The organism is Azospirillum oryzae (assembly GCF_900177515.1).
GTDB classification, from domain to species: domain Bacteria; phylum Pseudomonadota; class Alphaproteobacteria; order Azospirillales; family Azospirillaceae; genus Azospirillum; species Azospirillum oryzae_A.
In genome coordinates this window covers 1,516,679-1,528,687 of the sequence record NZ_FXAK01000007.1, presented here as the reverse complement: position 1 = coordinate 1,528,687, position 12,009 = coordinate 1,516,679, and the positions used below count along the sequence as shown (strand labels likewise).

The window sequence follows — 12,009 nt, the reverse complement described above, 5'->3', positions numbered from 1 at the left end:
CAGCCGATTAACCGAATCGCGGTTAATCTGAAATAGCGCTGCAAAAACAGACGTTTGCGCAGACCCAGAAGCTCGTGTAGTGTGCGCGCCATATTCGCTTCCGGTGCGGGCTCTCGCATGCCCGCAACGCGCGGCGGCAAAAGGTGTTGTCAAAGACCTTTGCCGCTTGAACCCTGGGGAGGAATCATGGCCGCGTCCCGACGCCGTTCCACCAAGGCGCAGACCGACACCGCGCCCGCTCAAGCCGTCTCTTCCGAAGAGCTTCTTCATTACTATCGCGAGATGCTGCTGATCCGCCGCTTCGAAGAGAAGGCGGGCCAGCTGTACGGCATGGGCCTGATCGGCGGCTTCTGCCATCTCTACATCGGCCAGGAAGCCGTCGTGGTCGGCGTGCAGGCCGCCCTGAAGCAGGGCGACACCGTCATCACCAGCTACCGTGACCACGGCCACATGCTGGCCTGCGGCATGGAGGCCAAGGGCGTGATGGCCGAGCTGACCGGCCGCATCGGAGGCTACTCCAAGGGCAAGGGCGGCTCGATGCACATGTTCAGCCGCGAGAAGAACTTCTACGGCGGCCACGGCATCGTCGGCGGCCAGGTTCCGCTCGGCACCGGCCTCGCCTTCGCGCACAAGTACCTCAATGACGGCGGCGTGTCCGCGGTCTATTGCGGCGACGGCGCCATCAACCAGGGCCAGGTGTACGAGAGCTTCAACATGGCGGCTCTCTGGAAGCTGCCGGTGCTGTTCGTCATCGAGAACAACAAGTACGCCATGGGCACCTCGCAGGAGCGCGCCTCGGCCGGCGAACTGCATCAGCGCGGCGCCGCCTACGGCATCCCCGGCTATCAGGTCAACGGGATGGACGTTCTCGAGGTGAAGGAAGCCGCCGACAAGTGGGTGAACTACATCCGCGAAGGCAACGGCCCGGTCATCCTGGAGATGAAGACCTACCGCTACCGCGGCCACTCCATGTCCGATCCGGCCAAGTACCGGACGAAGGAGGAGGTCGAGAAGATGCGGTCGGAGTCCGATCCCATCGACCAGCTGAAGTCGAAGCTGCTGGCCGGCGGCCATGCCGACGAGGACAAGCTGAAGGAGATCGATCGCGCGGTGAAGGCGATCGTCACCGAATCGGCCGAGTTCGCTCAGCAGAGCCCCGAGCCCGATCCGTCGGAACTGTGGACCGACATCCTGGTCGAGACCTGATCGTCGAATCCACCGTCTGGTCCTGACGTCAACGAAAAGCAGGAGCGGTGCCGACAGGGACGGGTTGCCCCCAGAAGATGGGAGCGGCACCCAGGGTCCCCGCGCCGCCGGAGGTTGAGGAATGCCGATCGAAGTGCTGATGCCGGCCCTGTCGCCCACCATGACCGAGGGCAAGCTGGCGAAATGGGTCAAGAAGGAAGGCGACACGGTGAAGTCCGGCGACGTGCTCGCCGAGATCGAGACCGACAAGGCCACCATGGAAGTCGAAGCGGTCGATGAAGGCCGCGTCGGCAAGATCCTGGTGCCGGAAGGCACCGACAATGTCGCGGTGAACACCCCCATCGCCGTCCTGCTGGAAGAGGGCGAGGACGAGAGCGCGCTGTCCAAGGGCGGCAACGCCCCGGCCGTCGCCGCTCCGGCCAACGCCGCCCCGGCCTCGGAAGAGACCAAGGCCGCCCCGTCGGCGGTGCAGGCTCCCGCCCCGGCGCCGACCGTGCCGGCCGCCCCGGCGTCCGCTCCGGATTCGGACGAGGACAAGTTCTTCGCCAAGACGGTGAAGAAGACGGTCCGCGAAGCCCTGCGCGACGCGATGGCCGAGGAAATGCGCCGTGACGAGAAGGTCTTCGTCATGGGCGAGGAGGTCGCGCAGTACCAGGGCGCCTACAAGGTGACCCAGGGCCTGCTGCAGGAGTTCGGCGAGCGTCGCGTCATCGACACGCCCATCACCGAGATCGGCTTCGCCGGTCTGGGCGTCGGCGCCTCCTTCAAGGGGCTGAAGCCGATCGTCGAGTTCATGACCTTCAACTTCGCCATGCAGGCGATCGACCACATCATCAACTCCGCCGCCAAGACGCTCTATATGTCCGGCGGCCAGATGGGCAGCCCGATCGTCTTCCGCGGCCCGAACGGCGCCGCCGCCCGCGTGGCGGCCCAGCACTCCCAGTGCTACGCCTCCTGGTACGCGCACTGCCCGGGCCTGAAGGTCGTCTCGCCCTGGTCGGCGGCCGACGCCAAGGGCCTGCTGAAGGCGGCGATCCGCGATCCGAACCCGGTGGTCTTCCTGGAGAATGAGATTCTCTACGGCCAGAGCTTCGAGGTGCCGGAGGACGAGGAGTTCGTCCTGCCGATCGGCAAGGCCAAGATCGAGCGCGCCGGCAAGGACGTGACGATCACCGCCTTCTCGATCATGGTCGGCCATGCGCTGGCCGCCGCCGAGGAGCTGGCGAAGGAAGGCATCGACGCGGAGGTCATCAACCTGCGCACGATCCGTCCGCTGGACACCGCCACCATCGTCAACAGCGTCAAGAAGACCAACCGCCTCGTCTCCGTCGAGGAGGGCTGGCCCTTCGCCGGCATCGGTTCGGAAATGTGCGCGCTGATGATGGAGCAGGCGTTCGACTATCTCGACGCGCCGGTGGCCCGCGTGGCCGGCCTGGACGTGCCGATGCCCTACGCCGCCAACCTGGAAAAGCTGGCGCTGCCTCAGGTCGCCGACATCGTCAAGGCCGCCAAGCAAGCCTGCTATCGCTGAGAGGAGGGCTGATAGGATGACCGTTCAGATTCTGATGCCCGCCCTCTCTCCCACGATGACCGAGGGCAACCTCGCCAAGTGGTTGAAGAAGGAAGGCGACACGGTGAAGTCCGGCGACGTGCTCGCCGAGATCGAGACCGACAAGGCCACCATGGAAGTCGAAGCGGTCGATGAGGGCCGCATCGGCAAGATCCTGATCCCGGCCGGCAGCCAGGGCGTCGCGGTGAACACCCCGATCGCCATCCTGCTGGAAGAGGGCGAGGACGAGAGCGCGCTGGCCTCGGCCGGCTCCGCTCCGGCCCCGGCGCCTGCTGCCGCCGCTCCGGCTGCAGCACCGGCACCGTCGGCCGCTCCGACCACAGCGGCTCCGGCTCCGGCTGCCGCTCCGGCGGCTACCACTGGTGAGCGCGTGTTCGCCAGCCCGCTGGCCCGCCGCATCGCCGAACAGGCCGGCGTCGACCTGAAGTCGGTCAAGGGCACCGGCCCGCACGGCCGCATCGTCAAGGCCGACGTGGAGGCCGCCAAGGCCGCCGGTCCGGCCAAGGCCGCTGCCGCTCCGTCTGCGGCCCCGGCTCCGGCCGCCGCCGCTCCGGCGCCCGCGGCGGCTCCGGCTCCGGCGAAGGCCGAGGGTGTGGATGCCAAGGCGCTCGCCGACAAGCTGGGCATGGCCTACACCGCCGTGCCGAACAGCGGCATGCGCAAGACAATCGCCAAGCGTCTGGGCGAGGTGAAGCGCACCGTTCCCGACTATTACCTGACGGTGGATGTCGAGATCGACGCGCTGATGAAGGTCCGCGCCGATCTGAACGGCCGGTCCGACGCCTACAAGCTGTCGGTGAACGACTTCATCATCCGCGCCGTGGCGCTGGCGTTGAAGAAGGTCCCGGCACTGAACGCCGCCTGGACCGACGAGGCGATGCTGCAGTTCCAGCATGCCGACATCTCGGTTGCCGTCGCCACCCCGACCGGGCTGATCACCCCGATCGTCAAGAAGGCGGAGACCAAGGGTCTGGCCGACATCTCCAACGAGATGAAGGCGCTGGCCAAGAAGGCGCGCGACAACGCGCTGAAGCCGGAAGAGTATCAGGGCGGCACGATCTCCATCTCCAACCTGGGCATGATGGGGATCAAGCAGTTCGCGGCGATCATCAACCCGCCGCAGGCCTGCATCCTGGCGGTCGGCGCCAGCGAGCAGCGCCCGGTGGTGAAGGACGGCGCTCTGGCCATCGCCACGGTGATGAGCCTGACCGGCACCTTCGATCACCGCGTCGCCGATGGCGCCGTCGGTGCGGAATTCCTTGCGGCGGTGAAGAAGCTGCTGGAGGATCCGCTCTCGATGCTGCTCTGACGGTTCGAGGATCCGGTTCCATGTCGAAAAGCCTTGCCCCGCTCCGCGCCGAAATCGACGCCATCGACGACGAGCTTGTCGCGTTGCTGGGCAAGCGCCTGTCCGTCGTCCACCGCGTCGCAGCGGTGAAGATGGCGGAGAACCTGCCGGCCGTCCTGCCCGACCGCGTCGAAGCGGTGAAACAACGGGCGGCCGAGGCGGGGCTGGCTTACGGCCTGGATCCGGACTTCATGGCCACCCTGTACCAGACGATCATCGACGAGGCGTGCCGGGTCGAGGAAGGCATCTTTGCCGCCGGCCGCGAGGATGCGCCTCGCTCCTGAATGGGGAGAACACCCTTGGCCGACATGAATTACGACGTCATCGTCATCGGCGGCGGGCCGGGCGGTTACGTGGCGGCGATCCGCGCCGCGCAGCTTGGCCTGCACACCGCGGTCATCGAGCGTGAAAACCTGGGCGGCATCTGCCTGAACTGGGGCTGCATCCCGACCAAGGCGCTGCTGCGCTCGGCCGAGGTGCTGCATCTCGCCAAGCATGCTGCCGACTATGGTCTGGTCATCCAGAACCCATCCTTCGACCTGGACAAGGTCGTCGCCCGCTCGCGCAAGGTCGCGGGCCAGCTGAACGGCGGCGTCAAGCACCTGCTGAAGAAGAACAAGGTCGCGGTGATCGAAGGTTCCGCCAAGCTGCTCGGCAAGGGGCAGGTGGCGGTGACCAAGGGCGAGGCCCCGGTCGGCACCTTCGGCGCCAAGCACATCATCATTGCCACCGGTGCCCGCGCCCGCACGCTGCCGGGCCTGGAGGATGACGGCAAGCTGGTCTGGACCTATCGCAAGGCGATGACCCCGGATGCCATGCCCAAGTCGCTGCTGGTCATCGGGTCCGGTGCCATCGGCATCGAATTCGCCAGCTTCTACAACGCTTTGGGCGCCAAAGTTACAGTGGTCGAGGTGATGGACCGCATCCTTCCGGTGGAGGATGAGGAAATCTCCGCAATGGCCCGGAAAGCTTTTGAAAAGCAGGGCATGCGCATCATCACCGGCGGCAAGGCCGGCAACCTGCGCAAGGCCGCCGACAGCGTGACCGTGGCCGTCGAGGCCGGAGGCAAGACCGAGGACATCACGGTCGACCGCGTCATCGTCGCCGTCGGCATCAGCCCGAACACCGAAGGGCTGGGGCTGGAGAACACCAAGGTCAAGACCGACCGCGGCCACATCCAGACCAACGGCATGTGCGAGACCGACGAGCCGGGCGTGTACGCCATCGGCGACGTGACCGGCGCCCCCTGGCTTGCCCACAAGGCCAGCCACGAGGGCGTGATCGTGGCCGAGCACATTGCCGGCAAGCATCCGCATGCGCTGAACGTCCGCAACATCCCGGGCTGCACCTATTCGCACCCGCAGATCGCGTCGGTCGGCCTGACGGAGAAGAAGGCGAAGGAAGCCGGCTACGAAATCAAGGTCGGCCGCTTCCCGTTCGTCGGCAACGGCAAGGCCATCGCGCTGGGCGAGCCGGAAGGCCTGATCAAGACCATCTTCGACGCCAAGACCGGCGAGATGCTGGGCGCCCACATGATCGGTGCGGAAGTGACCGAGCTGATCCAGGGCTACGGCATCGCCAAATCGTCGGAGCTGACCGAGGCCGAGTTGATGCATGCGGTGTTCCCGCATCCGACCCTGTCGGAAATGATGCATGAGTCGGTCCTTGATGCCTATGGCCGGGCGATCCACTTTTAAATAAGATTTTCCGAGGTGACGTTTTCCCCTTTGGACGGAGCCATGGACCGCAGCAGCGCCGCTTACGACGAGGATTTCTACGCCTGGACCCAAGCCCAGGCGCAGGAGCTTCGCCGTGCCGGCGCCGAGCGGAACAACGCCCCGGTCGACTGGGAGAACGTCGCCGAGGAGATCGAGAGCATGGGCCGCAGCCAGAAATCCGAGATCGACAGCCGCCTTGGCGTTCTGCTGGTCCATTTGCTGAAATGGATGTTCTGTCCTGACCTTCGGGAACGGTGCGAGCGCGGCTGGCGCCTGACCGTCCGGGAGCAGCGCAAGAAGCTGCTCAAGGATATCAAGGACAGTCCCAGCCTCCGGCCCTACATCGCCGACGTCTTTGCCGAGGTTTATTCGGATGCCCGCCTGCGGGCCGCCGTCGAGGCGGATGTCCCCGATGGGCATTTCCCGGTCGAGTCGCCTTTCACGCTTGACCAGGCGCTCGATCCGGCCTATCCGGCCGAGCTGTTTCCGCCGGAATGGCGGGTTTGACATCCTTATCGCACCTATTGTCGGGGCCGGGGCATCGCGTCGGCCATCGGGAGCTTTAGACCATGACCCTCGTCGACCAGACCGAGAAGCTGCGCCACCCCGAAAAGGCCCATAAGCCCGACAACCCGATCCAGCGCAAACCGGCCTGGATCCGGGTCAAGGCGCCGATGAGCCAGGAATACAACGAGACCCGCCAGCTGATGCGCGGGCTGAAGCTGAACACCGTGTGCGAAGAGGCCGCCTGCCCGAACATCGGGGAGTGCTGGAAGCACAAGCACGCCACCTTCATGATCCTGGGCTCCATCTGCACGCGCGGCTGCGCCTTCTGCAATGTCGAGACCGGGCGTCCGGATCAGCTGGACCCGCATGAGCCGGACAATGTGGCCGAGGCGGTCGGCAAGCTGAAGCTGAGCCACGTCGTCATCACCTCGGTCGACCGCGACGATCTGGCTGACGGCGGTGCCGAGCATTTCGCCCGCACCATCCGCGCCATCCGCGCCGCCTCGCCGGAGACGACGATCGAGATCCTGACCCCCGACTTCCAGAAGAAGAAGGGTGCGGTCGAGGTGGTGGTGGAGGCCAGGCCCGACGTCTTCAACCACAATCTGGAGACTGTTCCGCGCCTCTATCCCAACATCCGCCCGGGTGCGCGCTATTTCGCCTCGCTGCAGCTGCTGGCGCGGGTGAAGGAGCTGGATCCGACGATCTTCACCAAGTCCGGCCTGATGGTCGGACTGGGCGAGACGAAGGAGGAGATCGGGCAGGTGATGGACGATCTGCGCTCCGCCGATGTGGACTTTCTGACGATTGGGCAGTATCTCCAGCCCACGCCCAAGCATGCGGCGGTGGATCGTTTCGTGACTCCCGAGGAGTTCGACGGTTATTCCACTGTCGGCCGTGGCAAGGGCTTCCTGCTGGTGGCCTCGTCGCCGCTGACGCGCTCGTCCTATCATGCGGGCGCCGATTTCGAGAAACTGCGCGAAGCCCGGCTGCGCAAGCTGGGGGTCGCGGCCGCCTGATCCAGGCGGTTCAATAAAAGGAAACGGGTACGGGCATGCCGACGCACGCGGAAAAGAAGGTTCTTCCCTACACGCCCCAGCAGATGTACGACCTGGTCGCCGATGTGGAGAAGTATCCCGAGTTTCTGCCCTGGTGCCTGGCGGCCCGCATCCGCAAGCGCGAAGGCGATGTCATGTTCGCGGACCTGATCATCGGCTTCAAGATGGTCCGCGAACGCTTCACCTCTCGGGTGGAGCTGAGCGCGCCGGCTTGCCGGATCGATGTGCAGTACACCGACGGGCCGTTCCAGTACCTGAACAACCACTGGATCTTCAACGATCATCCCGGCGGCTGCTGCGTCGACTTCTTCGTCGATTTCGAGTTCCGTTCGAAGATGCTGCAGAAGATCATGGGCCTGCTGTTCAACGAGGCGGTGCGCCGCATGGTGCAGGCCTTCGAAACACGGGCGGCCCAGCTTTACGGGCCGGGCCGGGTGACGCAGCCGGCTTGACGCCGGCTTGCAGGCAGTTGCGGAGGTGGTCGGTCAGGTCTTGTCCGACCACAACTCCCCGCCGCTGGCCCAATCGCTTTTCTTCACGTCCTGGAAGATGATGTCCACCGCCGAGGGCGAGCAGCCGAGCACCTTCACGGTCGCTTCGGTCAGCGCCTTGGCGTATTCGCGTTTCTGCTCGACGGTGCGGCCTTCGAACAGCTGGATGTTGATGGTCGGCATCTGGTGATTTTCCTTGTTGATGAAGAGTTTGCCGGCGTTTCTTCAGCGCAGGCTTCCGGTCGGACGGGCCAGCCGCAGCCGCTCCAGCGCCGCCTGGACCGTTGCCATGCGCACGGCGTCGCGGTCGCCGGGGAAGGTGTATTCCTTGGCCTTGGCCGCCCCGCCGCGGACGGCGGTGGCGACATAGACGCGGCCCACCGGCTTGGTCTCCGTCGCGCCGCCGGGTCCGGCGATGCCGGTTACCGCCACCGTCACGTCGGCCCGTGATTTCGCCAGCGCGCCGACCGCCATGGCGACCGCCACCTCCGGGCTGACGGCGCCGTGGGCGTGCAACAGGCTGGCGGGGACGCCGAGCAGCTCGGTCTTGGCGATGTTGGTGTAGGTGACGAAGCCGCGGTCGACCACCTTGGACGAACCGGCGATGTCGGTCAGCGCGCCGGCGATCAGCCCGCCGGTGCAGGACTCGGCGGTCGCCAGCATGAAGCCGGCGAGGCCGTATTCGGCCAGCACCTGGGCGGAAAGCTCGCGGATGGGCTCGGGAAACATGTCGGCCTCTCCCGGTATGGACTGTCGGATGGGATGTTAGCCGGGGAGCCGGATGGTCGCCACTGCTTGCGCGGCGATGCCCTCGCGCCGGCCGGTGAAACCCAGCTGCTCGGTGGTGGTCGCCTTGACGCTGACCCGGCCGACCTCGATGCCCAGGATTTGGGCAATGCGTTCGGCCATCGCGGCGCGGTGAGGGCCGACTTTCGGCCGCTCGCAGATGATGGTCACGTCGGCGTGGGCGATGACGCCGCCGCGCTCCGCCACCAGATCGGCGGCATGGCGCAGGAACTTGGCGCTGTCGGCGCCGCGCCAGCGCGGGTCGGTCGGCGGGAAGTGGCTGCCGATGTCGCCGGCGGCCAGCGCGCCGAGAATCGCATCGGTCAGGGCATGCAGGCCGACATCGGCATCGGAATGGCCTTCCAGCCCATGGTCGTGCGGAACCCGCAGGCCGCAGAGCGTCACGAAATCACCGTCGGTGAAGCGGTGGACATCGAAGCCGCTGCCGGTCCGCACATCCCACAGGCTGCTCATGACCGCGCGGGTGGCGCGGGTCAGGTCGTCGGGCGTGGTCACCTTGAAATTGTCCTCCTTGGACGGCACCAGAGCCACGGCCAGACCGGCGCGTTCGGCCACCGCGGCATCGTCGGTCAGCGACAGGCCGGCGGCGGCGCGGTGGGCCTCCAGAATGGCGGGGAAGCGGAAGCCCTGCGGGGTCTGCGCCCGCCATAGCGCCTCGCGGTCCACCGTGCCGGCGATGGTGCCGGAACTGCCGCGCTTGAGCGTGTCGGCGACCGGGACCGCGGCGATGGCGCCGGGCGTGCTGTCGAGCGCGGCGATCACCGCGCCGATGGTGGCCGCGTCGATCAGCGGACGGGCGGCGTCATGGATCAGCACGAGGTCGAGCGCGCCGTCGGCGGCGAGAGCCTCCAGCCCGTTGCGCACCGAGTCCTGACGGCTGGCGCCGCCCGACACCGGCTGGGGCAGGCCGAGGCCGGCGACCGCGGCGTCATAGGCGTCGCGCCACGCCGGATCGATGACCACACGCACGCCGGTGACCTGGGGATGGCTGAGGAACGCCTCCACCGTCCGGCGCAGCACCGGCTTGCCGGCGAGGTCGAGATACTGCTTCGGCCGTTCGGCGCCGAACCGCTGGCCGGATCCGCCGGCGACGATCAGGGCGATGCAGGTGGGCGCGATGCAGGTGGGCATGAGGCAAACCGTAAGATATGATAGCCACTTGACGGGAACGTCGCGGAGCCTAGCCTGTCGCCGTGGTTCCGCCAAGTGCCGAGCCTTGCCGCCTGTGAAGCTCCGGACCATGTCCGGAGGCGGGCGGCATGACATGGCGGCACGTCATGGCAGCATGACGGCGGAAGGACGGGAGTGCATTCGGGTCCATGTCGCAGAACATTTTCTTGAGCCTGACGGCGCTGGTCGCCCTGTTGCCTGCCGCCTTCTATCCTTACCGGCGCATCGCGGGGCAGGGAGTGGAGGGGCGCGGCTGGTCCTTCTGGGGTGCGCTGCTGCTCGCCGCCGCCGGGCCGGGCATGTGGGCGATCATGCAGGTCGCCGGCCAGTGGCAGACCGGCTTTTCAACCGCGCTGTGGGTGACGACCGCCGCCTGCATGGCTCTGTTCATCGGGCTCAGCCTGCTCCATGACACGGCTTGGAGGCTGGCGCCGCTGCTGCTGCCCTATCTGCTGGCGGTCTGCCTGCTGGCGACGCTGACGGAGGATGCGCCGGCCCCGGTCCTGCGCGGCAATGCGCCGAACGTGTGGATCGACCTGCACATCGCGGTTTCCGTCTTCACCTATGCCCTGCTGACCCTGAGTGCCGTGGCGTCCTTCGCCGCGGTGATCCAGACCCGCGCGCTGAAGACCAAGCGGCCGACCCCGCTCAGCCGTTTCCTGCCGCCGGTGGCGGAGAGCGAGCGGCTGCAGCTGCGCCTGCTGATCGCGTCGGAGGTGATCCTCGGCGCCGGTCTCGCCACCGGAATGGCGGTGCTTTATTTCGAGCAGGGAATGCTGTTCCGCACCGATCACAAGACCCTGCTGTCGCTGGCGACCTTCATCGTCATCGGCGTCCTGCTGCTGGCCGAATACCGGACCGGCGTGCGCGGCCGGACGGCGGCGCGGACGATGCTGATCGTCTATCTGCTGGCGACGCTTGCCTATCCCGGCGTCAAGTTCGTGTCGAACGTGCTGATCGGCCAATGGGCCTGGAGTTGAGGGCGCATCCACCGCAAGCCGGTGGAAGAGCATAGGTTTTGCACCAAGCCTTAGCTTATCCGTAGGGCTTCGCGCTTGCACACATCCGCAGCAGCGTGATAACTTGCCCAAAATGGTGGCACTTTGTTGATTTGCCCATCAATCGGGCAGGTGAGAATGACCATACAAATCGGACCCATCACACTCGCCGGACCGGTGATCCTGGCGCCCATGTCGGGTGTCTCCGACCTGCCGTTCCGCCGTCTGGTGAAGCGCGCGGGCTGCGGCCTCGTCGTGTCGGAGATGATCGCCAGCCAGGCGATGATCCGCGAGAACCGCCAGACCCTGCGCATGGTGGAGACCGAGCCGGAAGAGTTTCCGATGGCGGTCCAGCTCGCCGGCTGCGAGCCGGAGGTGATGGCGGAGGCGGCGAAGCTGAACGAAGACCGTGGCGCCGCCGTCGTCGACATCAATTTCGGCTGCCCGGTGAAGAAGGTGGTCAACGGCCATGCCGGCTCTTCCCTGATGCGGGACGAAGCGTTGGCCGGCCGCATCCTGGAGGCGGTGGTGAAGGCCGTCAGCATCCCGGTGACGCTGAAGATGCGGCTGGGCTGGGACGAGACCAACCGCAACGCCCCCAACCTCGCCCGCATCGCCGAGCAGTGTGGGATCAAAATGGTGACGGTCCATGGCCGTACCCGCATGCAGTTCTACACCGGCACCGCCGACTGGACCTATGTCCGCCATGTGAAGGAGGCGGTGTCGATCCCGGTGGTGGTCAACGGCGACATCACCAGCTTCGAGGCGGTCGACCGCGCGCTTGCCGAATCCGGCGCCGACGGCGTGATGATCGGGCGAGGCAGTTATGGCCGGCCCTGGTTTCCGTCCCAGGTCATGCATTACCTGCGCACCGGCGAAAGGCTGACCGACCCGCCGCTGCACGAGCAGATGAACACGCTGCTGGAGCATTTCGACAGCATGCTGAGCCATTACGGCGCCGACGGCGGCATCAAGGTCGCCCGCAAGCATGTGTCCTGGTATTCGACCGGTCTGCGCGAGTCCAACGAGTTCCGCCAGGAGGTCAACCGGCTGGGCGACCCCGACGCAGTGCGCGACCGCATCCGTGCCTTTTACGAACCGGCAATCGAAAGGATGGCCGCCTGATGGATCCCGTA

The 12,009-nt window shown here is 66.5% G+C and carries 13 protein-coding genes; 10 read left to right on the top strand and 3 right to left on the bottom strand.

Annotated elements, in window-relative coordinates; translation table 11 throughout:
* Nucleotides 1-186 precede the first annotated feature (186 nt).
* The 8 genes from pdhA (at nt 187) to B9N97_RS19670 (ending at nt 7,859) form a co-directional block, all read left to right on the top strand.
* Nucleotides 187-1,206 (top strand): pyruvate dehydrogenase (acetyl-transferring) E1 component subunit alpha, encoded by a 1,020-nt coding sequence (gene pdhA / locus B9N97_RS19705; RefSeq protein ID WP_085089446.1) that lies wholly within the window; start codon nt 187-189, stop codon nt 1,204-1,206.
* Nucleotides 1,207-1,327: 121 nt separating this feature from the next.
* Nucleotides 1,328-2,737, top strand: a complete 1,410-nt coding sequence (locus B9N97_RS19700) for a pyruvate dehydrogenase complex E1 component subunit beta (protein WP_085089445.1) — start codon at nt 1,328-1,330, stop codon at nt 2,735-2,737.
* 16 nt (nt 2,738-2,753) lie between these two features.
* A complete protein-coding gene (locus tag B9N97_RS19695; protein ID WP_085089444.1) occupies nt 2,754-4,085 on the top strand; it encodes a pyruvate dehydrogenase complex dihydrolipoamide acetyltransferase in 1,332 nt (443 codons plus the stop codon).
* Between the two features lie 20 nt (nt 4,086-4,105).
* A complete protein-coding gene (locus B9N97_RS19690) occupies nt 4,106-4,408 on the top strand; it encodes a chorismate mutase (protein ID WP_085089443.1) in 303 nt (100 codons plus the stop codon).
* Between the two features lie 15 nt (nt 4,409-4,423).
* Entirely contained in the window at nt 4,424-5,821 is a 1,398-nt protein-coding gene (lpdA, locus tag B9N97_RS19685) for a dihydrolipoyl dehydrogenase (protein WP_085089442.1), read from the top strand.
* A 42-nt stretch (nt 5,822-5,863) separates the two neighbouring features.
* Nucleotides 5,864-6,349: a DUF29 domain-containing protein gene (locus tag B9N97_RS19680; RefSeq protein WP_085089441.1), complete on the top strand. Its 486-nt coding sequence runs from the start codon at nt 5,864-5,866 to the stop codon at nt 6,347-6,349.
* A 62-nt stretch (nt 6,350-6,411) separates the two neighbouring features.
* Nucleotides 6,412-7,368: a lipoyl synthase gene (lipA, locus tag B9N97_RS19675; RefSeq protein ID WP_085089440.1), complete on the top strand. Its 957-nt coding sequence runs from the start codon at nt 6,412-6,414 to the stop codon at nt 7,366-7,368.
* Nucleotides 7,369-7,403: 35 nt separating this feature from the next.
* Entirely contained in the window at nt 7,404-7,859 is a 456-nt protein-coding gene (locus B9N97_RS19670) for a type II toxin-antitoxin system RatA family toxin (RefSeq protein ID WP_085089439.1), read from the top strand.
* Nucleotides 7,860-7,892: 33 nt separating this feature from the next.
* Here B9N97_RS19670 and B9N97_RS19665 read toward each other — a convergent pair whose 3' ends face one another.
* The 3 genes from B9N97_RS19665 to B9N97_RS19655 are packed head-to-tail and all read right to left on the bottom strand — an operon-like array spanning nt 7,893 to nt 9,836.
* Complete coding sequence (locus tag B9N97_RS19665; RefSeq protein WP_014247666.1) at nt 7,893-8,081, bottom strand: 4-oxalocrotonate tautomerase; 189 nt, start codon at nt 8,079-8,081, stop codon at nt 7,893-7,895.
* A 42-nt stretch (nt 8,082-8,123) separates the two neighbouring features.
* A complete protein-coding gene (locus B9N97_RS19660; protein ID WP_085089438.1) occupies nt 8,124-8,627 on the bottom strand; it encodes a CinA family protein in 504 nt (167 codons plus the stop codon).
* Nucleotides 8,628-8,663: 36 nt separating this feature from the next.
* Nucleotides 8,664-9,836, bottom strand: coding sequence for a bifunctional 2-C-methyl-D-erythritol 4-phosphate cytidylyltransferase/2-C-methyl-D-erythritol 2,4-cyclodiphosphate synthase (locus tag B9N97_RS19655; protein ID WP_143266778.1), 1,173 nt, complete (start codon nt 9,834-9,836; stop codon nt 8,664-8,666).
* Between the two features lie 188 nt (nt 9,837-10,024).
* Here B9N97_RS19655 and B9N97_RS19650 point away from each other — a divergent pair, with 188 nt between their 5' ends.
* On the top strand, nt 10,025-10,855 hold the full coding sequence (locus B9N97_RS19650) for a cytochrome C assembly family protein (protein ID WP_085089437.1): 831 nt from the start codon (nt 10,025-10,027) through the stop codon (nt 10,853-10,855).
* 156 nt (nt 10,856-11,011) lie between these two features.
* Nucleotides 11,012-11,998 carry a tRNA dihydrouridine synthase DusB gene (gene dusB / locus B9N97_RS19645; RefSeq protein WP_085089436.1) on the top strand — a complete coding sequence of 329 codons (987 nt, stop codon included), beginning with the start codon at nt 11,012-11,014 and terminating at the stop codon, nt 11,996-11,998.
* Nucleotides 11,999-12,009 lie beyond the last annotated feature (11 nt).